The sequence below is a fragment of the Aureimonas sp. CAS genome (assembly GCF_059838215.1).
On the sequence record NZ_CM187563.1, the window covers coordinates 2,589,602 to 2,615,303 of the forward strand.

The 25,702-nt window shown below is 68.5% G+C and carries 21 protein-coding genes, 1 pseudogene and 1 other annotated feature; of the genes and pseudogenes, 18 read left to right on the top strand and 4 right to left on the bottom strand.

What is annotated here, in order from left to right:
- Positions 1 to 163: 163 nt before the first annotated feature.
- Complete coding sequence (locus AC6R2M_RS12435; protein ID WP_500482588.1) at positions 164 to 475, bottom strand: DUF5983 family protein; 312 nt, start codon at positions 473 to 475, stop codon at positions 164 to 166.
- Between the two features lie 764 nt (positions 476 to 1,239).
- Between AC6R2M_RS12435 and AC6R2M_RS12440 the strand changes: the two genes are divergently transcribed.
- The 6 genes from AC6R2M_RS12440 (at position 1,240) to AC6R2M_RS12465 (ending at position 8,578) form a co-directional block, all read left to right on the top strand.
- Positions 1,240 to 2,172, top strand: coding sequence for a hypothetical protein (locus AC6R2M_RS12440; protein WP_500482590.1), 933 nt, complete (start codon positions 1,240 to 1,242; stop codon positions 2,170 to 2,172).
- A 173-nt stretch (positions 2,173 to 2,345) separates the two neighbouring features.
- Positions 2,346 to 2,693 carry a hypothetical protein gene (locus tag AC6R2M_RS12445; RefSeq protein ID WP_500482592.1) on the top strand — a complete coding sequence of 116 codons (348 nt, stop codon included), beginning with the start codon at positions 2,346 to 2,348 and terminating at the stop codon, positions 2,691 to 2,693.
- A gap of 1,283 nt (positions 2,694 to 3,976) precedes the next feature.
- Positions 3,977 to 5,413: an AAA family ATPase gene (locus tag AC6R2M_RS12450; protein WP_500487583.1), complete on the top strand. Its 1,437-nt coding sequence runs from the start codon at positions 3,977 to 3,979 to the stop codon at positions 5,411 to 5,413.
- 2 nt (positions 5,414 to 5,415) lie between these two features.
- Positions 5,416 to 5,739 carry a DUF6634 family protein gene (locus AC6R2M_RS12455; RefSeq protein WP_500482594.1) on the top strand — a complete coding sequence of 108 codons (324 nt, stop codon included), beginning with the start codon at positions 5,416 to 5,418 and terminating at the stop codon, positions 5,737 to 5,739.
- A gap of 1,035 nt (positions 5,740 to 6,774) precedes the next feature.
- Positions 6,775 to 8,049 carry a hypothetical protein gene (locus AC6R2M_RS12460; protein ID WP_500482596.1) on the top strand — a complete coding sequence of 425 codons (1,275 nt, stop codon included), beginning with the start codon at positions 6,775 to 6,777 and terminating at the stop codon, positions 8,047 to 8,049.
- Positions 8,050 to 8,197: 148 nt separating this feature from the next.
- Complete coding sequence (locus AC6R2M_RS12465; protein ID WP_500482598.1) at positions 8,198 to 8,578, top strand: hypothetical protein; 381 nt, start codon at positions 8,198 to 8,200, stop codon at positions 8,576 to 8,578.
- Between the two features lie 357 nt (positions 8,579 to 8,935).
- Here the strand turns inward: AC6R2M_RS12465 and AC6R2M_RS12470 are convergent.
- Positions 8,936 to 10,163, bottom strand: a protein-coding gene (locus AC6R2M_RS12470; RefSeq protein WP_500482600.1) for an IS3 family transposase whose coding sequence is annotated in 2 segments (ribosomal slippage) — positions 8,936 to 9,875 and positions 9,874 to 10,163 — 1,230 coding nt in all. Because the reading frame shifts where the segments join, the coding sequence is not laid out codon by codon here.
- Positions 9,767 to 9,882 (bottom strand) — a sequence feature (AL1L pseudoknot). It overlaps the preceding gene by 116 nt.
- A gap of 172 nt (positions 10,164 to 10,335) precedes the next feature.
- Here AC6R2M_RS12470 and AC6R2M_RS12475 point away from each other — a divergent pair.
- Both AC6R2M_RS12475 and AC6R2M_RS12480 read left to right on the top strand, forming a co-directional pair.
- Positions 10,336 to 10,540: pseudogene (locus tag AC6R2M_RS12475) on the top strand (ATP-binding protein); the annotation flags it as partial.
- 380 nt (positions 10,541 to 10,920) lie between these two features.
- Complete coding sequence (locus tag AC6R2M_RS12480; RefSeq protein ID WP_500482602.1) at positions 10,921 to 11,862, top strand: NAD-dependent epimerase/dehydratase family protein; 942 nt, start codon at positions 10,921 to 10,923, stop codon at positions 11,860 to 11,862.
- A gap of 70 nt (positions 11,863 to 11,932) precedes the next feature.
- Here the strand turns inward: AC6R2M_RS12480 and AC6R2M_RS12485 are convergent, their stop codons facing one another.
- Together AC6R2M_RS12485 and AC6R2M_RS12490 are read right to left on the bottom strand one after the other, a co-directional pair.
- Positions 11,933 to 13,261: an NAD(P)/FAD-dependent oxidoreductase gene (locus AC6R2M_RS12485; RefSeq protein ID WP_500482604.1), complete on the bottom strand. Its 1,329-nt coding sequence runs from the start codon at positions 13,259 to 13,261 to the stop codon at positions 11,933 to 11,935.
- 52 nt (positions 13,262 to 13,313) lie between these two features.
- Positions 13,314 to 14,036 carry a GntR family transcriptional regulator gene (locus tag AC6R2M_RS12490; protein WP_500482606.1) on the bottom strand — a complete coding sequence of 241 codons (723 nt, stop codon included), beginning with the start codon at positions 14,034 to 14,036 and terminating at the stop codon, positions 13,314 to 13,316.
- A 112-nt stretch (positions 14,037 to 14,148) separates the two neighbouring features.
- Here AC6R2M_RS12490 and AC6R2M_RS12495 point away from each other — a divergent pair, with 112 nt between their 5' ends.
- The 10 genes from AC6R2M_RS12495 (at position 14,149) to AC6R2M_RS12540 (ending at position 25,695) form a co-directional block, all read left to right on the top strand.
- Positions 14,149 to 16,209, top strand: coding sequence for a hydantoinase/oxoprolinase family protein (locus AC6R2M_RS12495; protein WP_500482608.1), 2,061 nt, complete (start codon positions 14,149 to 14,151; stop codon positions 16,207 to 16,209).
- The gene (locus AC6R2M_RS12500) at positions 16,206 to 17,885 is read left to right on the top strand and encodes a hydantoinase B/oxoprolinase family protein (protein WP_500482610.1); all 1,680 of its coding nucleotides are present in this window, start codon (positions 16,206 to 16,208) and stop codon (positions 17,883 to 17,885) included. Before AC6R2M_RS12495 ends, AC6R2M_RS12500 begins: the two co-directional genes overlap by 4 nt.
- 134 nt (positions 17,886 to 18,019) lie before the next feature.
- Positions 18,020 to 18,931, top strand: coding sequence for a TRAP transporter substrate-binding protein (locus AC6R2M_RS12505; protein ID WP_500487584.1), 912 nt, complete (start codon positions 18,020 to 18,022; stop codon positions 18,929 to 18,931).
- A gap of 61 nt (positions 18,932 to 18,992) precedes the next feature.
- A complete protein-coding gene (locus AC6R2M_RS12510) occupies positions 18,993 to 19,553 on the top strand; it encodes a TRAP transporter small permease subunit (protein WP_500482612.1) in 561 nt (186 codons plus the stop codon).
- Positions 19,554 to 19,566: 13 nt separating this feature from the next.
- Complete coding sequence (locus AC6R2M_RS12515) at positions 19,567 to 20,877, top strand: TRAP transporter large permease (RefSeq protein WP_500482614.1); 1,311 nt, start codon at positions 19,567 to 19,569, stop codon at positions 20,875 to 20,877.
- Between the two features lie 5 nt (positions 20,878 to 20,882).
- Entirely contained in the window at positions 20,883 to 21,395 is a 513-nt protein-coding gene (locus tag AC6R2M_RS12520; RefSeq protein WP_500482616.1) for a GAF domain-containing protein, read from the top strand.
- Between the two features lie 32 nt (positions 21,396 to 21,427).
- Positions 21,428 to 22,654: a metal-dependent hydrolase family protein gene (locus AC6R2M_RS12525; RefSeq protein WP_500482618.1), complete on the top strand. Its 1,227-nt coding sequence runs from the start codon at positions 21,428 to 21,430 to the stop codon at positions 22,652 to 22,654.
- A 253-nt stretch (positions 22,655 to 22,907) separates the two neighbouring features.
- The gene (gene puuE, locus AC6R2M_RS12530; RefSeq protein ID WP_500482620.1) at positions 22,908 to 24,350 is read left to right on the top strand and encodes an allantoinase PuuE; all 1,443 of its coding nucleotides are present in this window, start codon (positions 22,908 to 22,910) and stop codon (positions 24,348 to 24,350) included.
- Positions 24,347 to 25,195: a bifunctional allantoicase/(S)-ureidoglycine aminohydrolase gene (locus tag AC6R2M_RS12535; protein WP_500482622.1), complete on the top strand. Its 849-nt coding sequence runs from the start codon at positions 24,347 to 24,349 to the stop codon at positions 25,193 to 25,195. The genes puuE and AC6R2M_RS12535 overlap by 4 nt, the downstream gene beginning before the upstream one ends.
- Positions 25,192 to 25,695, top strand: coding sequence for an ureidoglycolate lyase (locus AC6R2M_RS12540; protein WP_500482624.1), 504 nt, complete (start codon positions 25,192 to 25,194; stop codon positions 25,693 to 25,695). Before AC6R2M_RS12535 ends, AC6R2M_RS12540 begins: the two co-directional genes overlap by 4 nt.
- Positions 25,696 to 25,702: the final 7 nt, after the last annotated feature.

The window sequence follows — 25,702 nt, forward strand, 5'->3', positions numbered from 1 at the left end:
AGACCACCCAAAGCGGACCGTATCGACGGCCGTTCTCGTGCCTGACCGTGAATCACCCGCACCGTTAAGCGAAATTTCGCACGGGCGGGCTCGACGTCCGCTTCCAAGAGTTAGAACGTGCGCTGCGAACGTCCGCCAAGGGCGCATTGCAGACCCCCCAGCGTCAGTCGACGACCCCATAGCCACCTTGGGGTAGATCGTCGTCGGGATCCGCGTCGGCGTCGAAACGCAGGAGCCAGCAATCGTTCCGGGCTGCCTCAACGGCGGCTGCGATGAACTCTTTTGACATCCCGTGAGCTCGAAAGTTCTCAATGTACTCACCCCTGAACTCCTCGGAGATCATGGGCGCTGTCGAGATGACCCAGCCTTCCTCGTACTTCATGACCGTGACGGGCAGGTCGGTGTTGTCGAGGAGATCAACATCGTCATCGGTCAGATGCGACGTGGAAAGGTCCTTGAACTTCAGGATCGTCATGCGTCGTGCCGTCTCTTCATTCGGTCGTCGCACCAAGTCGTACCTTGATACTGCCCGAAAGGCGACAACTGTGGCGTCGGCTTGCCGATCACCGAGCGGGCCAACGTCCTTTCACCACGAGCCCGCCGTTAACCAAGTCGACGCCGAGTTCGCTCGGGCGCCTTGCGATCGGTAGTTGCAGGCGTCAGATCTGGGTCCGGGCGGTGGATGCGCTGCCGCCCGGTAAACGACGGCCCCCGCCGGTGCGCCAACACCGAACGAGGGCCTGACCCGCAACCTGTTGAAGAGGTCTTGGGCTATGACGAGCCATATCCGCTCCATCCCTTCGTGGAAAGTTCCGGCAACGCCGCACGGTCGCTTCGGCTGGCGTTTGGACGCGCTCGCCGCCTCGTAAGGCCGATCGCCAGAGCCCGGACGGACGTCGCCTGATCGACGTCACGCGCCGGGCCGCGTCCGCCTTCCGCTTTCCATCCGAGACGATCCCATCCTTCGCCATGCCGGGCTTCACCCGATGCGCGCAGGAACCGTCATGTCACGATCCGTGATCGCAGACTGTGCCTGCCGCTCATCGGTTCGAGGCTCGATGGCGCTCGTCTCCCCCCGAAGGGACCCTCATGAACCGTTCTTCCCTCGCCGCTTCCGACCGTCCGGACGCGGCCTCCGCTCAACACGCTGACGCGGCCTCCGCTCGGCACCCCTCCTCAGTCTCGGCCATGGCGTCTGCTCCGTCCGTCGCGTCGGAAGCGTCGTCGAACACGGCGGCGATGTCCCAGCCGGCGGCCCGATCTTACGCCTGCCGGATCGACCCGGACGCGGTCGCGGACGATCTGACGCCGCTGGTCGAGAAGGCGTCCGGGCTCGTCGCCGCGGCGGCGCCGACACCGGACGCGATCCTCGGGTCCTTCATCGGCATTGCCGCTCTGATCCGGTCCGTGTCCTTCCACGAAGGGCGCTTGCTGGAGGAGGCGATGATCGCCATCGGTCAGCGCAGCCCGGACCTTATCGTCTTGAGCAGCGGTGTGCGCCTGCCCGTGACGCCTGCCGCGCTCGAGGCGGTCGCTCACAACCGGCCCCATGCGCTGAAGGGGCTTTCCTTCGACGCCGACGCTCGGTCCCGTAGCAGCTACACCCCCGACCTCGTGACCGTGAACCGGCGCTACCGCTCGGCGCTGGTGATCGACGTCAAGCGCTCACTCGCCTCCTATCTCGCCACGCACCGCCTGGCCGAGCTGAAGGTCCGCATGCTGGCCGCGTCGCTGATCCTGCCGGACTGGCTCTACAAGGAGCATAAGCGCCTCACCGTCGACAGTGTCGGTATCGCCATCGTCGATGGATCGAGCGGAGTGAGCGAGCACGAGGCGGGGCTTTGGGGCCTTGCCGAGATCGACGACCTTCTGGAGATCGAGGGCGCTGCGGCGGCGATGATGCGGGTGCGCGAACGCTTTGCTGCCCGCGTACAGGCGCTGATCGAGGCCGAGACGCTGCGGATCGCCCGCCCGCTGCTCGGGTCGGAGACGACGGGCAGGACCAACGGCGGGACCTGCGATCCGCGGGTCGACAGATCCGCCGATGACCGTGGAAATAATTTCCACGGCGCTCCGTTCTTCGAGGCCTTCGCATCCGGATCGACTGACCGACTGCCCAAGATGGAGCGTGCGATCCGCTTCGGCTTCGCGCAGCCGCGTCTCCACGCTTGAGCGCCCGGACGCAGCCGCGCCTTAACGCGTGAGACGGGAGCGACGTTCTCGAGCGGGCTGAACGGCCCGAACGCGAGGCCCTCGCTGCTCCACGCCATTCCCTTCACTTCTTTCGATCGCGCCGCCGCCGTCCCGTCTGCCGGGGTGTCGGGGCGCGCAGGATCCGCTCGCCCATGCCCAAACCTCCCTACGTCAATCGCAACCGCCAGCCCTCCGCCGTGTCGGTGCCCGCCGCGGTGCTCGACGCCCGCCTCACCGAGCTCGCCCGCGTCGCCGGCGCCCGGCGTCACGGCGAGGCCGCGCCGCCTTCGCTCGCCGGTTCCGCCTTCCCGCTCCCTGACGCCGCGATGGTGGTGGGTCTCGCGCTCCAGTGCGTGCGGCAGAGCGGCCGCGTGCCCATGCCCGTCCGCGACGCGCTCGAGCGCCTCGCTGCGAGCGGCGAGCCGACGGCCCGTATGGCGCTGACCTGGATCGCACGGATCAAGCAGCAACCGGCGCCCGGCGGGAGGATTGGCCGATGAGGTCGCAGAGCTCCAAAGGACGTACGGGTACTGCTGCTGGTTCGGCTGTGACCGAGAAGGCTGAGGCGTGCGACCCGTCGACGAGCGACTGTCCGCTGCCGGCCTGGGCGTCTGGACCGGCGCAGGAACTGCCCGATCAGTCGCTGCCCGCCTATCCGGAGCCCGCCCTTTCCCTGGCTGCAATGGCTCCTGACGCGGTCCGCAGCGATGCCGGACGGCTCGGCGCGCTCCTTCTCCTCGACCGGGCGCTCCGCGGGGCCGGCACAAGCACGGCGGGGATGATTGCGCTCTGCCGGCAGCCGGGTGCGATGCTGACGCTCTCGGCCATGTCCGAGGGCTTTGTCGATCTCGCCCTCGCCCTCCTCGCTGAGGGCGCGATCCTGCCCGGCCGGGTCCAGACGCTCGATCTCAACCATACGCGGGCGTGGCGCACGATCCCCTTTGCCGAAGAGGACGAATGGGACTGGCGCATCCTGACCCTGCCGCTCGACGAGCGACGGCATCGGGGTGCCGGGCGGGACGCAGACGGTGACGAGCGGGACGCCAGCGAGCGCCTCGCGCATGCGGCGCGCTCTGGCCATCCCTTGATCGTCGTTGCCAGGAGTGATGCGGTGACGCCGCTGATCCGGCTGGCGTCGCATCTCTGCCTCGACGCCGGAGCGCTCGATACCGCGATCCTGACTCAGGCGATCGTGACCGTGACGGGACATCCCCTCGTTGCCGTGGAGCCTCGTCTGGCGCAGCTCGTCGCCGAGGGCGTGCGCTTTGAGCACCTGCCGCTGACCGACCTGTCGCTGGCGGTTCGGCCTGGGCTCTCTCTCGAGCGCATCGTCACGCTCCTTGAACGGCTGGGACGACGCGCAACCGCAGCGGCCGCGGAGCGCGTTGCCGACGGCGAAGGCGCGAGCGAAGAAGGCGAGGAGGACGATGACGATCTGGCCAGGACGGATCTGCGGTTCGACGCTCGCAGCGCGCGCTCTCACCGAAGCGGGGCACCGAAGGCGAAGGGAGCTGGCGACGTCCGCTCCGGGGAGGCTGTCGGACGGAATGGTGCGGCGACACCGGCACGATCCGCTTCCGATGACGGGCGCTCGCGTTCGGACAGCAAGGATGTGGGCTCGGTCGTCATCGAGCCTGAGGGCGGGGACAACGCGGACGGCGTAACGCACCGCCGGCGCCTGACGGTCGAGACCATGGCTGGCCTCGGCGACGCACGGGACTGGGCGCTCGACCTGAAGGCCGATCTTGCCCTCTGGCGCACCGGGGAGATCGCCTGGGACGCGATGTCGACGCGTCTTCTCCTGCACGGGCCGCCCGGCACCGGCAAGACGAGCTTTGCCCGCGCGCTCGGCAACACGCTCGACCTGCCGCTCCATGTCGCCTCCGTTCAAGTCTGGCTCGAGCCCGGCTATCTCGGCAGTGTCCTGAAGCGCATGTCGTCGGCCTTCGCGGCAGCGGCAGCGGGAGCGCCGGCGATCCTCTTCATCGACGAGGCGGACGCGATCGGTCGGCGTCAGCCGGACACCAGGGAGTATGCCGACTACTGGAACAGCATCGTCAACCGCATGCTGGAGCTGATGGACGGAGCGGTGCGCTCGCAGGGGGTCATCGTGCTGGGCGCAACCAACCGGCCCGAAGCGCTCGACGCCGCCCTGACACGCTCGGGTCGCTGGGAACGGCAGATCGCGCTTCCCAAGCCAGACCGGGCCGCACTCGCGGCGATCATCGCGCACCATCTCGGCGAAGATCTCGATCGGATCGCAGGGGAGGCTTCGCTCGCGCGTCTGTCGGACGACAAGATCGTCGTGGATTCGGGTGCCATCGGCAACGAAGATCGATGCCGCAGCGATCACCTCGACAGTAGCGGCGATCGAAGCAGCGGGAGCGATGGTGTTGTCCGGTCAAGCGACAGGGACCGTGGCTCCTCCGCCAATCCTGTTCTCGATCGGCTGTCGCGTCGGGCGGTCGGCCGTACCGGAGCCGACATCGAGCGCACAGTGCGCGAGGCGAGAGGACGGGCGCGGCGCGAACGGCGCGCCATGACCCTCGCCGATCTCCTGTCCGCGTTCAACGATGGCCGGCCCAGGCTCTCGCCGGGCCTTCGACGGCGCATGGCGATCCACGAGGCGGGGCATGCATTGGTCCAGCATGCGCTCGGCGTGGGATCACTCGTCAGCCTCTCGATTGAGGACATGGATGGCGGGTCGGCCATCTCGCGGTTCGATCTCGTGGTCGAGCACGACGGAGCCTGGATCACGGCGCAGATCGCGGCCCTCCTCGCTGGACGGGCGGCCGAGGTGCTCATTCTCGGAACCGCGACGGCTGGAAGCGGCGGGGACGCTTCGAGCGATTTGGCTCGGGCGACCGAGTTGGCGCTCTCCATGGAGGTCGAGCTCGGCTTCGGGGTGGAGCGCCCGCTCACACATCGCAGCGCCGGGCTCGCCAAGAGCCTGCTGCTGCGGCCGGGTCCACTCGCTGACGCGGTGGAGATGCGCCTCCGAGCGGCGTCCACGCTGGCGACGCAGATGCTCGTTGCCCATCGCGCGCGGCTTCTGCGCCTTGCCGACATCCTTGAGGCGAAGGGATCGCTTGACGCAGGCGAGATCGCAGCGATCCTCGATCAAGGTAACGGGAAGGAACTGATCGCCGACGCTGCGAGCGCAGCCGACGCGAATGCCGAGATCAGGGGCGCAATGACGGACGAGAACAGGAGCGCCTGACGATGCTACACCTTCCCCCGAACGGTCCGCTCGAGGATCGGGACCGTCTCAGCCTGCGCCTTCGCTCGCTCCTGGCCGATCTCGAACGGATCGAGGCGGGCTGGCGTCCGACGTCGCGCGACCTTGCCTCGGCCCCGCGCCTCGACGACTGGCAGCTCGCCCAGCGCCCGGCTCCATGCCTCGTCGGTATCGCCGAAGGGCATCCGACCATCCGTGGCGGGCGCCGGACCCTGACCTCCGATCTCTGGCTGCTTGCGCCCGAACACGGCTTTGCTCGCACGCTCAGCCGCTTCTACCGTCTGGGCGAGGCGGAGAGCAGCGACTGACCGCCAGCGGCCTGTCCCGCTCGCAACGTCCCTCCAATGCGCCGTCTCGGCCTCCGCCCGACCTTACCTCGGACGCCGGACGCCGGACGCCGGACGCCGGGACCGGGCACGCCCCCGGACCGTAAGATCGGCGGGCGTCGCAGATGACAGCGGCGGTCCGCCCGCGACGGGCATCGCCCTGTCCCGCTGCGCACATCTTCCGGCGTCACGACCAATGTGCGACGCGTTGCCCGCACGTCGACGCGACGCGAGACACATTGCGGATCGGCGTGACGCATGTCCCGTGATCCGTTGCGAAGGTCGAGATCGGCGTGACGTCCCTCGATGCTGGCGATTCCATTCTCTGGACAAGCGTTACCTCGAACCGCGACCGGCGGATTGCAGACCCCAGTCGAAGGTCGTCCCGGCTGCCAATTTCGGGATCGACCGTCCCTTCCCGTTCGCTGACCCGGTTCGCTTCAGGACGAGTTGCGCTTTCGCGTGTCCAATCTCCGCGCTGGCGTTGCGACGTCGAGGCGTGCGTGACCGGACCCGAGCGAGGCGTTACGCGGTTCGAGACATATGATTCGCCTGCAAACGCCATAGACGTCTGACGCAAGCGCCAGCCTTCGCGGAACGCAGGTCAGAGCCTTCTCGCCGCCCGCAGATCATATTTTTCGGGCCGATGCCCGAGCCCGTCAAAAAGTGACTTCGCAGATCTGTGGCGGGCTCGTCGTCGACTTCCGCGGACACCCTGTGGCTCGCTCGCCCGGACTGATGCCCGACCACCGCTCCGCGTCAAGGCTGCTTCTGAGCTTCCGACGACTATCGCCGCGAAGCAAGCTGGGGCGAACTATTTTTTCCTTATGTATATGTCGCGTTGGGTGCGAAGCACATTTCCTGGGCAAGATGTATAAGGGCGATTTGCGGTCGTTTTGCTTTCCGTCCCATAGCAAAACTTACGTTCGAAATTAAGGCTGCTTTTGCACAACCCTTCGCTTGCTGATAACTTTCTTCTCGTCCCGTGCGGACAGATTCAACGACTGGAGAACGAGAATGAACAACATCGAGAGCACGCAGAACGACTTGAACGGAGCGGCGGGCGGCGCCCTGGCGGACGGCATCCTCTCCCGCCTCGCGCGCCGGAGCGAGAAGGAGAACGCGCAGGAGAGCGAGGACACCGGCGGCGAGGACACCGACGAGCTCTCCGGGAAGGACGAGCCCGACGGCGCCGGCGACGCCACCTCGGCTAGCGCCGCGCAGCCCGCCCAGGCGAAGGCCAAGCAGCCGGACAGGCAGCCGGCCCAGACCACCTCACGCGCCCGCAAGGAGATCGAGGCGAGGAAGACGAAGAAGGAAGCCGCCCGCGCCGCACGTGAGGCGAAGGCGTCCGAGCGGGCCGTGCGCGTGCCGAAGGAGAAGCGCCAGCCCTTCGACCTCGCCAAGCTCGAGCCCGAGGCCGCCGCGATGGTCGAGCGCAGCATCGCCGCCGTCCACGCCATCGGCCGCAAGACCACCGAGAACGTCCTCGACCTCGGCGCCGCCTTCGAGGCGATGGCCGCCGTCATCCCCGACCCGCTCGACTGGCGCGAGGCCGTCACCCGCCACTGCGCCGTCACCGTGAAGACCGCAGACAACTGGCGGCGCGTCCACCGCACCCTCGGGCACCGCCGCGAGGCGCTGGTGCGCAACCAGGTGACGCCGACCGTCCTCATCCACCTGACCGCCGCGCCCGAGGCGGTGGTCGACGAGGTGATCGAGTCCTTCGAGGCGGGCCGGCCCATGAAGGTCGCCGCGGTCCTCGCCCGGGTCCGCGAGGACGCCCCGGCGGACGGCGCGGCGGGCGGGGCCGATATCGGCGGGGCGAAGGGCCTGAAGGCCCAGGCGCTCGCCAAGGTCGCGCGGCAGTCCAGGAGCGTGATCGCCAACCTCAAGCAGGTGCGGACCGCGCTCGAGGAGGCGATCGCGGCCGCCGGGCCGAAGCGTCTGAAGAAGGGCGAGCTCGTCGCGGCGCTCTCGCCGATCGCCAAGCGGGCCCACCGCGACCTCACCGAGCTCCTCTGCGACATCGACCCGGCCTCGCTGGTCGGCGGCCAGTCGCTGACCCACCTCGCCGCCCCGGACGAGCGCTGGGCGGGCGTGCTGCGGCTCCTCTACCGGCTCGGCGGCGACCACTGGGCCGAAGCCACCGCGCTGAAGTCCTTCATCACCGACGAGGTGCTGCCGATGCTCGCCTTCGTGCTCGACGGCGTCGTGTCGGAGGGCGGTGACGACGCGAGCGCGAGCGACCAGTCGCCGGACCAGGACGCGGACGGCGCGCTGATCGCCTAGCCCAACCTTAGGCCGGCATTCGGTTTCGTCGGCCGTGTCCGGGCCTCGCCGCAGATCGGCGGGGCCCGGACCGGCTCACTTCCATCGCCTCCTCAACGCATCACCCATTCTACTCTGTCGCGATCCGCGACCCCTCGAGAGGAACCCCATGCCCGATCCGTCATCCGCCAAACACGGGAAGGCGACCGCCAAGACCCGCCGCGAACACCGGCTCGCCAGCCAAGCCGCCTACCAGAAAGCCTACCGCGAGAAACAGCGAGCCGCCCGCGCGCCGTCCCGGGGCGACGTCGCCAACCTCACCCTCTACTGGTTCATCACGCTTTGCCTTTCCCAGGGCGACGGCGACGGTCTCGCCAAGATGCAGACCGTCCTGGTTGAGGGGCTTGCCAAGCAGGGCTTCGACCGCGCGGCGTCGGCCCGGCGCATCGACGAGATCATCACGCGGTACGAGGACGGCTGGACGTTCCGGCCGAAGGCACGCCTCGCCGTGACGCCCGACGGCATCGATCTCGATGCCCTTCTCGATTGAAGGAGACGTCGTGCGGCCCGTCCCCGGCCGCTCGAGTGCGTCGACCGCAGCACCCCGAGCGCGCACCCGGTCTGACCGGCGTCCCGACAGTCTGTCTCCCGGCCACAGGCATGACTTTGAGTTGTCTCCGAACACCGTCCGATCTGTCGCTGACGACGACATCCTCTCGTCAGCGGCCGCCGTTCCCGTGAGGCCGCTCACTTGGTTGTCCGAGACCCAACGTGGCCTGGCAAGAGTGTTGGACGCCCCCATGACTTCAGCAAACGCGATCGGCATGGGTAACGCCGTTCCAGATCAACGCCGTTTGCAACAGGACTGAACAGCGCCGGATTTGCCGGAGGCTGATTGGTTTGAGTCCTACGCGGCGATCGGGGTGGCCTCAAGCTGGGCGTAGTATGCGGCTTCCACCTCTCCGGGCGGGATGTTTCCGATGGGCTCGAGCAGGCGGCGGTTGTTGAACCAGTCGACCCATTCGAGGGTGGCGAACTCGACGGCCTCGAACGAGCGCCATGGCGCGCGACGGTGGATCACCTCGGTCTTGAAGAGGCCGATCACGGTCTCGGCGAGAGCGTTGTCGTGTGAATCTCCGACGCTGCCGACGGAGGGCTCGATGCCGGCCTCGGCGAGGCGTTCAGTGTAGCGGATGCTCACATATTGCGATCCTCGGTCCGAATGACAGATGAGCCCGCTGCCGACGAAGGGCCGTCGCTGGTGAAGGGCTTGCTCCAACGCATCGAGGACGAAGTCCGCTCGCGCGAAGCGTGACACGCGCCAGCCGACGATCCGCCGGGCGAAGACGTCGATGACAAAGGCGACATAGACGAAGCCGGCCCAGGTCGCGACGTAGGTGAAGTCCGACACCCACAGCATGTTCGGCCGCGGCGCCTTGAAGACGCGGTTCACCCGGTCGAGCGGACACGGCACCGAGGCGTCGCGGATGGTGGTGCGCACGGGCTTGCCCCGCACGACGCCCTTCAGACCCATCTCCCGCATGAGGCGCGAGATGGTGCATCGGGCGACAACGAAGCCTTCGCGCGTCACCTGCCGCCACACTTTGCGCACGCCGTAGACGCCGAAGTTCTCGTTGAACACGCGGCGTACCTCGACCTTCAGGATCGCATCCTGCTTCGTACGCGCCGGCACCCGGGACGGATCCGCCCGGCGAGCGGCATGCTCATGATACGTCGACGGAGCGATCGGCAACACGCGGCAGATCGGCTCGACCCCGTAGACGTCGCGATGGTCGTCGATGAACGCTTTCATCGTCTGAACGGGCGGTCGAGCTCCGCCTGGGCAAATACGCCGATGCCTTGCGCAGGATCTCGTTGGCTTGCCGAAGCTCGCGCACCTCACGTTCCAGTGCCTTGATCCGCTCGCGTTCCTCGCTCGTCGGGCCTGGCCGCAGCCCATCATCGCGCTCAGTTTGCCGCACCCAGTTGCGCAGCGTCTCGCCCGAGCAGCCGATCTTCGACGCGATCGACTGGATCGCCGCCCACTGCGAACCGTGCTCCTCGCGGTGATCCAAAACCATCCGAACCGCGCGGGCGCGCACCTTAGGACTAAACGGCGGTACCTTCTTCGTCATGGCTCCATCCTCTCAAGAGTTGGAGCCTCCGGAAAACCCGGCGCGGTTCAACGCCACAATGCTCTCCGAGGTTGAGGAGGAGGACGAGATCGATATGTAGAAGTGCAACTGCCGGTGAGCTTGGAGCCCGACCCCCGCCTTCGCCGGCTGATCGCACGGAAAGGTATCGACCGTCACCATCTCCAAGCTGCCGCTGGCCCGGGACATCGAAGATGTTCGTGTTCGAGGGCACGCCGATCAACGAGACGCCGGTGCGCGACCGGGCGTCGGGCAACTCCATCGCCCATCAGCGCAACGCCGTCCTGATCGGGGGCACGGGAACCGGCAAGACCCATCTGGCGATCGCGATCGCCCGGGCCTGCATTCCACCAAGCGCCTAGTAGCGCCGTTCTTCCAACGCACGTTCGCCTGTGCTGCACCGCAACACTGTCAGGCGTTGCGAGAATTGATTTCTCGAGCGATCGCACCGTCCATGAAACGGATGCCGCGTTATTGACGTCGGCCCTAAACCGGGGCACAGAACTGATGCCCATCGTGGATGCGAGAGCCGAAACCGAAAGTGTTTACAGAGGCTTGTCTTTTTCCTAGCTGAGAATCCAGGTCCCCCAGCCACTTCCAAGCCTCCGAACGTGGAGGCTTTTCTCCGAAAACCGAACTACCGATCGCTCATCGAACCGAACGCCGGCGTTGCGGACGTCGCCCGGTCGCGATACCGACGATCGAGCGGCCTTCCCGCACATGCGAAAGTCGGAGCACGATGCGCATTCTCGTGACAGGCGCGACCGGATTCGTCGGACGCCATCTCGTGCCGCACCTTCGCAGGAGCGGCCATGACCTCGTCCTCCTGAAGCGCGGCACGCCCGCGACGGAGGACGGCGACTGGGCGGCGTCGGCATCGCTCGCGGCCGTCGAGATGGCGCCCGCCTTCCCCGCCGGCATCGATGCGGTCGTGCATCTGGCAGCCGCCAACCCGGCGAAGACCGACGCGGGGGCCAGCGACTCGGCGGCCATGAACGAGGCCAACGTCGAAGGCACCGCGGCTCTCGCGCGTTTGAGCGCACGGGAGGGCGTCGGGCGCTTCGTCTTCCTGTCCACCGCGAACGTCCATGCGGCCCGCACGGACGGCCGTCCGGTCGCCGAGACCGATCCGATCGCGCCGCAAAGCGTCTATTCACGCTCGAAGGCCGAGGCCGAGACCGCTTTGCGCGCGGTGCTGGAGGGGACGCGGACCCGCTTATCCATCCTTCGGCCGGCTCCGGTCTTCGGCGCCGGCGGACGCGGCACCGTGGCGGCCCTCGCCCGTCTGGCCGCGACACCCGTCCCCTTGCCGCTCGGCGGCCTCGGCGGCCGACGAAGCCTGATTGCGGTGGACGATCTGGTCGATGCGATCCTCGCGTCCCTTTCGAGCGCGGCGACGGCGGACGAGACCCTGCTTCTCTCAGGCGGTGCGGCGACGCCGGAGGAGATCGTCCGGGCCCTGCGAACGGGCGCCGGACGGCCCGGCCGCATCGCTCCCGCACCGAGGGCGCCGCTGCGGGCTCTCGCCCGGCTTCTGGGCCGAGGCGAGACCTTCGACGCGCTCACCGGCGATTTCGTTCTCGACACGGCGTCGGCGCAGCGCCGGCTCGGCTGGGTCCCGGGAGCCTCCCTTTCCGAACGCCTTCAGGAGATGGGCAGGGCGGCGAACCGCCGGAGCTGAAGCGGCCCATCGGATCGCTCGTCCCATAAGCTGCGCCCATCGCGGCGGCCGGGGCCGAACGGTCCGAAAATCAGAGCCAGTGCTGCGCCTTGATCCCGCCCGGCTCCCTGAACCGGGAGAAGCGGAAGGGCGCCGGATCGACCGAAGGGCTGGCGCCCGTCGCCAGATCGGCCAGAAGACGGCCGGCGCCGGGTCCGATGCCGAAGCCATGGCCGGAGAAGCCCGTTCCGACATAGAGTCCGGGCACCCCGTCGATCCCCGAAAGAACGGGAATGGCGTCGGGCGTCGTATCGATCATTCCGGCCCAGCTCTGCGCGACCTCCACGTCCTGCAGCCCGGGAACGGAGGCTCGCACGTCCTCCATCATCCGCCGGATCGTCGCGCGGTCCGGCTCCGGATCGAGAATCCGCACCGCCTCGAAGATCGAAGCCCGATCCGCCTGACCCGGCCGCCATTCGACGGCCTCCTCGATGAAGCGGCGGTTGAGGCGCAGCTTCAGGCTTCTATGCTGAACTCGGAACGCCGGCAGGAACATCGGGGCGAATCGGACCGCGTCGGGCGTCAGATCGACCTGACTCGACGCGGAGGTCGCGATCGTCAGACCGCCATCCTGCCGCTTGCGGAGCGCGAAGCGCGACACGCTGACCGAGGCGGTCAGCGGATAGTTCGTCGGCTTGGTGCGAAGGACGTTCGAGCGCACCTTCAACTGCGGCAGCTCGACGCCGACACCCTTCAAGAGCAGGCGCGACCAGGCGCCTCCGGCCACGACCGCAACCTGACAGCCGACGCGGCCTTTCTCGGTCACCACCGCGTCCACACGCCCCGCAGCGCGGCTGATCGCCCGCACCGCCACGCCCTGGTGGATCGTCGCCCCGGCATCGAGGGCCGCGAGCGCCATGGCCGTCGTCGCCTTCTGAGGCTCGGCGCGGCCGTCATCGGCGGTGAAGAGCGCCCCGGCCGCCGTCCTCGAGTAGCCCGGCAGCATGTCCGAGAACTCGCCCGGCGTCAGGATCCGGCTTTCGATCTCGTGGTCGCGGGCAAGACTGGCCCAGACCTGGTGCCGTTCCAGATCGGCCTGCGTCAGAGAGGCGTAGGCGATCCCGCATCGACGAAAGCCCGTGTCGCGGCCCGTCCGGCGGTCCATCTCCTCCCACTGGCGCATGCTGTCGACGATCAGCGGCAGCTCGCGCAGGTCCCGGCCGGTCCGCCGGCACCATCCCCAGTTCCGGCTCGACTGCTCGGCCGCGACGGACCCCTTCTCGAACACCGCGACGCTGACGCCGCGCTCAGCCAGCGTCAGCGCGGTCATCGTGCCGATGACGCCCCCGCCGACGATCGCCACGTCCACATGGGTCGGAAGCTCGGGCGTGGAGGGTACGGGTTCGACGGTCGGTCCCATCGTGGGCTCCTTTGACGTTCGAAAGCGGTGACGGGCAACCCGATCCGCGGGGTCAGCGTCGGTGCGGCCGCTCGCCCACCGAAACGCGGCGCGCGAGTTCGGTGGACAGGACGACGGTCGCGACGCGGTTGCGGAACAGGTCGACATGCGCGCCCGCCACCTCTTCCGCAGCATCGGCATCCTGCGCCGCGATCGCGGCGAACATCTTGCGATGGTCGTCCATGGTCGAACCGAGATGGGTGGTCAGCCGCTCGTCGACCCCGCTGTGTTCCGAGAAGCAGACATAACCGATGCGCAGGCCTTCGGTGAGGCTGCGGCGATAGGCGTTGGCAAGGAAGCTCGACTGGGCCGCCTCGCCGATGGCGGCGTGGAAGGCGTAGTTCTTCTCTGCGACCGCCTCGCTGTCGAGGGCGGACGCACCCCGTTCGCAGTCGATCAGATGACCCTCGATCCGCTCCAGATCGTCGGCGGTGCGACGGTGGGCCGCCATCCGCGTCACGCTTCGCTGGAGGATGTCCAGTCCTTCGAAGAAGGCCCGCAGATCGCCGATGTCGAGCGGCGCGACCCGCGCTCCGCGCCCCCGTACGGAGGTCACGAGACCTTCGGCGGTCAGTCGGATCAGGGCCTCGCGCACGGGCGTCCGCGACACGGCGAGGCGGCCGGAGACCGCCCCTTCGTCGAGGTCCTCCCCCGGCCGGAGATCGAGTCGCAGGATCTGCCGACGCAGCGTCGCGTAGACGCGTTCGCTTCCCGGCTCCACCGCTGCGCTGGCCATCCGCGCCTCCTTTCGGTCGATCGAGCACTGCTCCACTTGTCCGGGCAGGCGCTCGTTGACAAGTCGTATACGAGCTGCATACGATCGAGCAAATCAAATCGGCAGGCGCAAAATGTGGGCAGAAACCGCTCGTTGGTCCGTCGGCGTCGATGTGGGCGGGACCTTCACCGACCTCTACGCCTTCGACCGCGCCAGCGGCTCCGTCGTCCTGCACAAGACGTCCTCCACGCCGCACAATCCCGCCGAAGCCATCCTGTCCGGCCTGTCCGAACTGGCCGCGAAGGCCGGGATCTCGCTGTCCGATGTCGTTCAGCTGGCGCACGGCACCACCGTCGCGACCAACGCCCTGATCCAGCGGCGCGGCGCCAAGGTCGCGGTGGTGACGACCCGAAACTTCCGGGACCTCGTTGAGATCGGCCGTCAGGTCCGCCCCAAGCTCTACGATCTGAAGGCCGACCACCCCATGCCGCTCGCCCCGCGCGAGATGCGGTTCGAGGTCGCCGAGCGCATCGGACCGGACGGAGAGGTGATCGAGCCGCTCGACATGGAAAGCGTCGATGCGGTCATCGAGCGCCTGCGCGAGACGGGGGCGCAGGCCTGCGCGATCGCCTTCCTCTTCGCCTATCTCAACCCTTCGCACGAGGAGGCGGTGCGCGATCGCATCGCGGCCGCGCTTCCCGACCTCGCGATCTCCACCTCGTCCGGCGTCCAGCCGGAGTTCCGGGAGTACGAGCGGACCTCCACGACGCTCCTCAACGCCTATCTCCAACCCGCCTTCGCCCACTACATGACGACGCTGAAGGACGCGCTCGACCGCTCGTCGCCGGCCGCCAAGGTCGGGATCAACCAGTCGAACGGCGGGCTGATGTCGATCGAGCGTGCCCGCGACTTCCCGATCCGCACGGCGCTGTCGGGCCCGGCCGCGGGGGCGATGGGCGCGATCCACGCCGCTCGCCAGTCCGGCCGACCCAACGTCATCACCTTCGACATGGGCGGCACCAGCGCCGACGTCGCCCTGATCCGCGAGTTCGAGACCGATCTCGCCTTCGACCGGGACGTCGCGGGCTTCCCGGTCCGCATGCCGATGGTGGACATCAACACGGTGGGCGCGGGCGGGGGCTCCATCGCCTGGTTCGACCGCGACGGGCTGGTCAAGGTCGGCCCCGTCAGCGCCGGCGCGGTGCCGGGGCCGGCCTGCTACGGGCGCGGCGGCACCGAGCCGACGGTGACGGACGCCAACGTCGTCCTCGGGCGCCTCTCGGCCCACGGCCTGCTCGGCGGCGCCATGTCGCTCGACGTCGAGGCGTCCCGCCGGGTCGTCGGGGCTCTGGCCGAGAAGCTCGGCTTCGGCATCGAGCGCGCCGCCATCGGCATCCTCGACATCGTCTCGGCCAACATGGTGCGCGCCATCCGGGCCATCTCGGTCGAACGCGGCCACGATCCGCGCGATTTCGTGCTCATGCCCTTCGGCGGTGCCGGACCGCTGCACGCGGAAGGCTGTGCGCGGGCGCTCGGCATCCGGGAAATCCTGGTGCCCTACTCGCCCGGCATCCTGTGCGCGCAGGGACTGCTCGTCGCCGACCGCTCCGAAAGCTTCGTGCGTTCGCAGCGCTTCGGGCTCGCCGAGGACGCGGAGGACATTCTCGAAGGGCTCGTCGCGGAACTCTCCGAAGAGGCGTCGCGCTGGTGGGAGAGCGAGGCGGTCGCGCAGGCGGACCGCTCCCGACGCATCGCCATCGACATGCGCTACGCCAGCCAGAACTACGAGCTTCAGGTCGCGGTGGACGAACTGCCGGACCTTCGGCGCCTGCGCGAGCTGTTCTTCGCGGCGCACGATCAGGCCTACGGCTTCCACAATCCGACCGATCCGGTCGATGTCGTGGCCGTGCGACTGACGGCCTTCGGCCGCCTGCCCTCGCCGGGCCTGCCGCCCGCCCCCGAGACCGCCGCGAGCGCCCCCGAGCCCCGCGACCGGCGGCCGGTCTGGTTCGAGGCCGAAGGGCCGCACGACACGCCCGTCTACGACCGGAGGACGCTGGCCGCGGGCGCGCGGATCGAGGGTCCGGCGGTCATCGACCAGTTCGACGCGACCACGCTCGTCTTCCCCGGCGACGTCGCCACGGTGGACGAGGCCCTGAACATCGTCATCCGCCGGGGGAGCGACGCCCGATGAGAACGGCCCTGGATCCGATCACCGTCGAGATCGTCGCGAGCGCCTTCCGCTCCGTCGTGGACGAGACCTTCATCGCCCTGATGAAGAGCGCCTATTCCACCAACATCAAGGAGCGGCACGACCACTCCACCGCGATCTGCGACCGCGACGGGCGCCTCATCGTACAGGCCGACATGTCGCTGCCGATCCACATCGCGTCGATGACCGGCCTCATGAACACGATCCTCTCCAAGCATCCGGTGGAGACGATCGAGGAGGGCGACGTCTTCGTCGCCAACGACCCGCACGTGGCCGGCGGCACCCATCTGCCGGACATCAACTATGCGGCCCCGGTCTTCGTCGGCGGCGAGCTTCTCGGCTTCGTCTGCAACATCGCCCACCACGCCGACATCGGCGGCATGGCGCCGGGCTCGATGGCGGGCGGCATGTCGGAAATCTACCAGGAAGGCCTGCGGATTCCGCTGGTGAAGCTTTTCCGGCGCGGCGAACTGCAGCAGGACCTGATGGACCTGTTCCTCCTCAACGCCCGCATCCCGGACGAGCGGCGCGGCGACCATTTCGCGCAGATCGCGGCCTGCCGGCTCGGCGTGCGCCGGATCGGGGAGATCGGAGAGCGCTACGGCCTGCCGACAATCCGCGAGGTCTTCGACCAGCTGGTCGCCCGCACGCACGACCGGATGCGTGCGGCGATCGCGGAGGTTCCCGACGGAACCTATCGCTTCGAGGACGTCCTCGACGACGACGGGCTGGGAACCGTCGACATCCCCATCCGCCTCGCCGTCACCGTCACCGGCGATCGCGCCGTCTTCGACTGGCGCGGCTCCTCGCCGCAGGTGCGCGGCAATGTCAACGTGCCGATCAATGCCACGCAGGCCGCGGTCGCCTACGCCCTGCGCGCCCTTCTCGATCCCGAGATCGCCAACAATCAGGGCATCCTCGACTGCTGCGAGATCGTCGCCGAAGAGGGCTCGATCGTCCACTGCGTCGCCCCGGCCCCGGTCGCGGCGCGCGCCCACACCTCGCAGCGCCTCATCGACATCATCATCGGCGCGCTCGCCGCAGCCGTTCCCGAGCGGGTCGTGGGCGCCTCCAACGGGGCGAACACCACCGCCGTCTTTTCCGGGCGCGACCCCCGCAACGGCCGGGACTACCTCTATTTCGAGACGCTGGGCGGCGGGTTCGGCGGCCGGGCGGACCGCGACGGCAAGGACGGGGTGCAGGTCCACATCACCAACACGTCCAACCTGCCGATCGAGGCGATCGAGACCGAATATCCGCTGCGCGTCGTCTCCTACGGCTTCATCGAGGATTCGGGCGGTCCCGGAAAGTACCGGGGCGGCGGCGGGCTGCGGCGCGTCATCCAGCCCGTCGGGCACGAATGCCTCTTCAACGGCGCCGGCGAGCGGTTCCGCAACGCGCCCTGGGGCGTCTTCGGTGGCGGAGCGGGACGGCCGGGCCGGTACGTACTGGAAGGACCGGAGGGTGCGCGGACGCTCGACGTGAAGCCGTCGGGTGTGGACGTTCCCGCCGACGCGCGTATCATCGTCGAAACCCCCGGAAGCGGCGGCTACGGCCCGGCCTCCGAACGCGATGCCGACGCCGTGGAGGCCGACCGCCGCTCCGAGAAGTTCACCGAGGCGTATCTCGCGCTCCACTATGCCGCCGCGTCCCGCTGAAAGGCCGGCGACCAAGCTTCGCATGCAGTCGTGACAGATCAACGGGAAGGCTTACCCATGCTGAAGACCATGCTGTCGGCCACGTTCGCTATGAGCGTCGGCTTCGGTGCCCAGGGTGCGTTCGCGCAGGAACGCTGGGACCTCGTGAACGAGTACCCCCGAGCTCGGTCCACGCGCAGTCCGCGGAGAAGTTCATCGAGGCGCTGTCGGCCGCGACGAACGGCGAGATCGAGATCACCGCCCATCACGGCGCCTCGCTCGGCTACAAGTCGGCCGATCATTTCGACGCGGTCGGCGACGGAGCGGTCGAGCTCGCCTCCTCCTTCATGGGTCCCTGGTCGGGCATCAACCCGATCTTCCTCGTCTCCTCCCTGCCCTTCCTCGCCCCGACGCCGGAGGACAACTGGGCGCTCTACGAGGTCTCCAAGCCCTATTACGAACAGGTCCTGGAGGACGCCAATCAGGTCTTCCTCTTCGCCACGCCCTGGCCGCCGAGCGGCCTTTGGGGCAACAAGCCGCTGGATTCGATGGAAGCGCTCGCCAACGTCCGCATCCGCACCTACGACGCGAACGGCACCGTCACGCTCCGCGAGGCCGGCGCCGCCCCCATCCAGCTGTCCTGGGCCGACACGGTTCCCCAGCTGACGACCGGCGGCATCGACGGCGTCCTGACCTCGGCGGACGGCGGCGCGGCCGCGCAGCTCTGGGAGCTCCAGTCGCACTTCACCGAAGTGAACTATGCGAGCCCCCTCCAGGTCGTGCACATCAACCGCGACGTGTTCGAAGGTCTGAGCGAGGAACAGCAGGCGGCCGTCCGCTCCGCCGCAGCCGAGGCCGAGGCGTTCGGCTGGGGCCTTCTGGCCAACCGCGTGCAGGAGAACTACGCGCAGATGGAGGAGAACGGCATGACGATCGCCACCGACATCTCCCCGGACTACGTCCAGGCGCTGAGCGAGGCCGCGCAGCCCGCGATCGAGGAATGGACCCGCAGCGAACCCGAGGGCGCGGCGATCCTCGAGGCCTACGAGGCGAAGCGAGCCCGCTGAGGCCGACCGTCCGGACGGCCGCGTGCGAGCGGCCGTCCCCCTCCAGACCGGACCAGAGCCGATGCAGACGCTTCAGCGCGTGATCTACGGGATATCGACGGCTGCGGCGGGCCTGGCCTGCTTCGTGCTGATCGCCATGGTGGGGCACATCCTCTACGAGATCGTCCTGCGCACGGTCTTTTCGTCCTCGACCTTCGTGCTCGACGAATTCGTCGGCTACGGCGTGGCGGCGGCAACCTTCCTGGCGCTCGGGCATGCGTTGGAGAACGGCAGCCTGATCCGCGTCAACATCCTCCTGTCACGCCTTTCGCCGAACGCGCGACGCGCCATGGAAGCGCTGTGCGCCAGCCTGACCCTCGCGGTCGTTCTGGTCCTGACCTGGTTCATCTGGCTGCGTGTCGCCCGACACTGGGTCCGGGGCTCGACGTCGAGTTCCATCGCCCAGGTTCCGCTGTGGATTCCCGAGGGCGCGATCCTGCTCGGCCTGTGCGTCTTCGCGCTCCAGCTTGTCGCCTACCTCCTGCGCCAGATCGCGGGCGGCCCGCCGCCGGTCGTCCTGGACCCCGTGGATGCCGCCGCGCATTGCGGACCGTCCGCCCCTCCGCCCTCGCCCCTCGCGTAAAGGTCTACCCTTCATGGAAGCCTTGTTTTCCGCCGGGGTCGTCCTCGCCCTGATCTTCCTCTTTCTCGGCCTCGGCGTCTGGGTCTTCGCGGGCCTTCTCCTCGTCGCGGGCACCTCGATCTTCCTCGTGCTCGGGATGGACCCCCAGCGGATCGGAACCATCGCGGCCAGCATCGTCGTCCGCTACGCCTCGACCTGGGAGCTCGCGGCCATCCCGATGTTCATCTGGATGGGCGAAATCATCTTCCGGACCGACATCTCCGACCGCCTGTTCCGGGGTCTGGCGCCGTTCGCCTCCCGCATTCCGGGTCGTCTCCTGCACACCAACATCCTCGGCTGCACGCTCTTCGCGGCGGTCAGCGGTTCGTCGGCGGCGACCGCCGCGACGGTGGGCAAGATCACCCTGGCCGAGCTCGATGCGCGCGGCTACAACCGGTCCCTGTCCCTCGGCTCGCTCGCCGGCGCGGGCAGCCTCGGGCTCCTTATCCCGCCCTCGATCGTCATGATCGTCTACGGCATCCTGGCCGAGGTCTCGGTCAGCCGCCTCTTCGCCGCTGGCGTCCTGCCCGGCCTTCTGATCGCGGCGCTCTATTCGGGCTACATCGCGCTCTGCGCGCTGATCCGCCCGGAGATCGCGCCTGCGGACGAGGTGCGCTATCGCGCCTCCGACTACGGTCGCGCGCTCCTCGATCTCGCGCCGATCTTCGTCCTGATGTTCATCGTCCTGGGTTCGATTTACACCGGCATCGCGACGCCATCGGAAGCGGCGGCGGTGGGCGTGGCGGCGGCCATCGCCATCGCGGCCGCGATGCGGCAGATGAGCGTCAAGCTCCTGGTGGACACCCTGCTCGGGTCCATCCGCACCAGCTGCATGGTCTGCATCATCCTTGTCGCGGCGGCGGTCCTGTCCACGGCGATGGGATATCTGCACATGCCGGCCAACGTCGCGCGCGCCATCGAGGCGCTCAATCTCGGCCCGTTCGGCCTCCTGCTGCTCCTGTCCTGCTTCTACATCGTCCTGGGACTGTTCCTCGACGGCGTGTCGGTGATCGTCATGACGCTGCCGATCACCTTCCCGCTCGCGACGGCGGCCGGTTTCGATCCGATCTGGTTCGGCATCTATCTCGTGATCATGGTCGAGATGGGCCAGATCACCCCGCCGGTCGGCTTCAACCTCTTCGTCATCCAGGGCCTGACCGGCCACCCGATCGGCCGCGTCGCCCTCGCCTCCCTCCCCTTCTTCCTCCTCATGGCGCTCGCCGTGGTCCTCCTGGCGATCTTCCCGGACATCGCCCTCTGGCTGCCCCGCGCCCTCTACGGATGAGCTGCATGCCCAAACTGCCTTCCTACGGCCGCTTCGACGTGCCGGGCGCGCTCACCGAGCTCTTGTCCGAATGGGCCGGGCCGGGACAGCCGATGCGGCTCTACGCGCATTTCGAGCGCATCTGCCGGGAGAGCGTCGGCCATCGCCTCTTCACGCTGCTGGCATGGTCGCCGGAGACGGACGACGTGCAGCGCATCCATTCCTCACGGCCGGCCGAGTACCCGACGAGCGCGCGCAAGGCGATGGGGCCGACCGAGTGGGGCTCCCATGTCCTCAAGGGCGGTCAAAGCTGGTTCGGCCGCCATGCCGACGACATCCGGTGGGCCTTCCCCGACCGCGACCTCATCCTGTCGCTCGGCTGCGAGAGCTGCCTGAACACGCCCGTCATCTTCAACGGTCAGGTGCTGGGCGCGGTCTCCGTGCTCGGCCCGGCGGGCGCCTACACCGAGGCGGATCTCGCCGGCCTGGAGCGGATCACGCCCGCTCTGGTGCCGGCCTTCCTCCTCGCCCGCGCCTGACCCTCACGACAGCCATTCCCGGAACCACAGCCATGACGATCACCGTTTTCGAGAACGCGAACCTCCTCGACGCGGAGGCCGGCGCGATGCTCGGCGAGCGTCACGTCGTCGTCGAAGGCGGCCGCATCCGAGAAATCCGCGACAATCCGGCCCCGTCGGGCGGGGCGCGCCGCATCGACTGCCGCGGCCGCACGCTGATGCCGGGCCTCGTCGACAGCCACGTGCACGTCACCGCCTTCTCGGCGAACTTCACCGAATTGCAGCGATCGTCGCCCTTCTACGTCGCGGCGGCCGCCGCCTCGATCATGGGCGGCATGCTCGACCGGGGCTTCACCACCGTGCGCGACGTCGGCGGCGCCGAGTTCGGTCTCGCCCGAGCCGTGGAGGAAGGCCTGATCCGGGGCCCGCGCCTCATCTACGGCGGCAAGGCGATCTCGCCGACCGGCGGGCACGGCGACGTGCGACCGGCGGGCGTCGACCGCCATGACGATTCCTACAATCAGCCCGGCCTCGGCGCGATCGTCGACGGGGTCCCGGAGCTTCGGCGGCGCGTTCGCGAGGAGATCCGGCGCGGCGCCCATCACATCAAGATCATGGGCAATGGCGGCATCTCCTCGCCGACCGACCGCATCTCGTCCGACCAGTTCTCGCGCGAGGAGATCGCGGCGGCCGTCGAGGAAGCCGAGATGGCGAACCTCTACGTCGTCGTTCACGCCTATACGCCGCGCGCGATCAAGCGCGCGGTGGAGCTCGGCGTACGCTCCGTCGAACACGGCAATCTGGCGGACCAGGAGGCGATCGACCTCATCAAGTCGCGCGACGCCTTCCTGGTGCCGACGCTGGCGACCTATCACGCGCTGAAAGAGGAGGGCGTCGAGGCAGGACTGCCGGCCGAGCTGGCGGCGAAGATCGACGACGTTCTCTACGCTGGCATCAACGCGGTGGAGATGGCCTACCGCGCCGGCGTCCCGATGGCCTACGGCACCGACCTCCTCGGCGCCATGCACCGGCGCCAGTCGAGCGAGTTCGCGCTGCGAGCCGACGTGGTGCCGGCGGCCGATCTGATCCGCGCGGCGACCGTGAACGGCGCGAAGCTGATGCGTCTGGAAGACGAGATCGGACGGATCGCGGAGGGTTACCGGGCCGACCTCATCGTCGTCGACGGAAACCCGCTCGACGACATCCGCATCCTGTCGAAGCCTGAAACGAGCCTGAAGCTCGTCATGGCCAAGGGAGACGTCGCGCTCGACCGTCTCTGATATGCGCTCCCCGTCCTCGTCGAGGCACGGGCCTGCTCGCGGACTCCATGCCGAAGGCCCGCCCATTCGCGTTTCGTCGCGCCACAGCGTCGGCCGGAGAATCGGAGCCGATTTTCCGATAGTCTGATGCGCAGATTCAAGGAGATCTGGGCGACCTTTGTGCGTCCCATCGGACGCACGGCGCTCTAGGATGATGGGCGCGATTCGCCTTCCGGCGAATGCACGGAACCGGACGGACGAGATGGAGAGCGGGATGACGGAGCCTCGGCGATACTGGCGCGACATGCGAGGCTATGGCGCCCATCCGCCGGACGCCCGGTGGCCGAACGGCGCCCGCGTCGCGGTCTCCTTCGTCGTCAATTACGAGGAAGGCGCGGAGAACTGCATCCTCCACGGCGATGCGGCCTCCGAGGCCTTCCTGTCCGAGATCGTCGGTGCGCAGCCCTGGCCGGGCAAGCGCCACTGGAACATGGAGTCGATCTACGAGTACGGCGCGCGCGCCGGCTTCTGGCGCCTGCACCGGCTCTTCACCGAGACGAACGTTCCGGTGACGGTCTACGGCGTCGCGCAGGCGCTGGCCCGCTCGCCCGACCAGGTCGCCGCCATGCGCGATGCGGATTGGGAGATCGCCTCGCACGGCCTGCGCTGGATCGACTATCGCGACCATTCCGAGGCGGATGAGCGCGCCGACCTTCTGGAAGCGATCCGCCTGCACACCGAAGTCGTCGGCGAACGGCCGCGCGGGCTCTATCTCGGCCGCACCTCGGCGAACTCCGTGCGTCTCGCCGCTCGCGAGGGGTTCGACTGGATCTCCGACACCTATGACGACGACCTGCCCTACTGGCTCGACCATGACGGCCATGGGCAGCCGAGCGAACCGCAGCTCGTCATCCCCTATACGCTCGACGCCAACGACATGCGTTTCGCCACCGCGCAGGGCTTCAACACCGGCGAGCAGTTCTTCGCCTATCTGAAGGACGCCTTCGACACCCATTATGCCGAAGGTGCTTCCGGCCGCCCGTCCATGATGTCGATCGGCCTCCACTGCCGCCTGATCGGCCGGCCGGGACGCTTTGCCGCCCTCAAGCGTTTCGTGGATTATGTCCGGGGCCATGCCGACGTCTGGATCGCGCGGCGGATCGACATCGCCGAGCACTGGGCGCGAACCCATCCCTATGCCCCGCCCGCGCTCCGTCCTTCGCGGATGGATCGCGCGGCGTTCGTGAACCGCTTCGGCTCGATCTTCGAGCATTCGCCCTTCATCGCTGAACGCGCCTTCGAGCTGGAGCTCGGCCCGGCGCACGACAGTGCCGGCGGGCTCCACAGCGCGCTGGCGCGCATGTTCCGCTCCGCGAGCCACGAGGAGCGTCTGGATGTCCTGCGGGCCCACCCGGATCTTGCCGGCAAGCTCGCGCGGGCCGGCCGCCTGACGCCCGAATCGACCGACGAACAGGCCTCCGCAGGTCTCGATCTCCTCACCGACGAGGAGCGCGCGACCTTCACGCGGCTGAACGAGGCCTATGTCGCGCGCTTCGGCTTCCCCTTCATCATCGCCGTGCGCGACCACGACAAGGCCGGCATCCTCGCCGCCTTCGAAGCCCGGCTCGCCAACGATGCGGAGGCCGAGTTCCGGACGGCCTGCGCCCAGGTCGAACGCATCGCCGCCCTGCGGCTCCAGGAGATCCTGCCCCGATGAAGCCCGCCCAGCCGCCCCGCTCCTACTACGCGCCCGCCGGCGGGCTGCCGCCCCAGACCCAGCTCCTCACCGACCGCGCGGTGTTCACGCAAGCCTATGCGGTGATCCCGCGCGGCACGATGAGCGACATCGTGACGAGCTTCCTGCCGCATTGGGAGGGCACGCGGCTCTGGGTCCTGTCGCGGCCGCTGTCGGGCTTCGCCGAGACCTTCTCGCAATACATCATGGAGGTGCAGCCCGGCGGGGGCTCCGAGCGGCCCGAGAGCGACCCCGAGGCCGAAGGCGTGCTCTTCGTGGTGGACGGCGAGGCGACGGTCATGCTCGGCGCCGAGGAGCACGTGCTGAAGCGCGGCGGCTACGCCTATCTGCCGCCGTCCTGCGGTTGGCGGCTGACCAACCGGGGCGGGACGGCCGCGCGCTTCCACTGGATCCGCAAGGCCTACGAGCGCGTCGATGGGCTGGAGACGCCGCCGCCGCTCTTCCTCGACGAGGCCGACATCGAGCCGAATCCGATGCCGGGAACGGACGGCGCCTGGGCGACGACCCGCTTCGTCGATCCCGCCGATCTGCGCCACGACATGCACGTGACGATCGTCACGCTGCAGCCGGGCGCGGTGATCCCCTTCGCCGAGACCCATGTGATGGAGCACGGGCTCTACGTCCTGGAGGGCAAGGCCGTCTACCACCTGAACCAGGACTGGGTGGAGGTCGAGGCGGGCGACTACATGTGGCTGCGCGCCTTCTGCCCGCAGGCCTGCTACGCCGGGGGACCCGGCCCGTTCCGCTACCTTCTCTACAAGGACGTGAACCGGCATATGGCGCTGCGGCCGCGAGGCGCGCGGTGAGCCGGACGATCCTGGCGCGCCCTCTGACCCGCGAGGCCTTCGCCCCGTTCGGAGAGGTTCTCGACACCGAAGGGACGCAGCACTTCCCGATCAACGGCGGGATGTGCGAGCGCCATCATGCGCTGGCGACCGTAGAGACGGCCGGGGACGGCGCAAGCGCGATCCTGTCGATCTTCCGGGGCCGGCCCTACCCCTTCCCGCTCGAACTGACGCTCGTCGAGCACCATCCGCTCGGCAGCCAGGCCTTCATGCCGCTTGGGGGAAAGCCATTCCTCGTCGTCGTCTGCCCGGACGAGAACGGGCTGCCGGGACGGCCGCAAGCCTTCATCACCGCTCCCGGCCAGGGCGTGAACTATTGGCGCGGCATTTGGCACGGCGTGCTGACCCCGATCGGCGAGCCGCAGGATTTCCTCGTCGCCGACCGCGCGGGGCCGGGCAACAATCTCGTCGAATTCACCTTCGGCGAGCCTTGGCGGATCGAGCTTCCAAACGGGGCGTGAGAGGAAG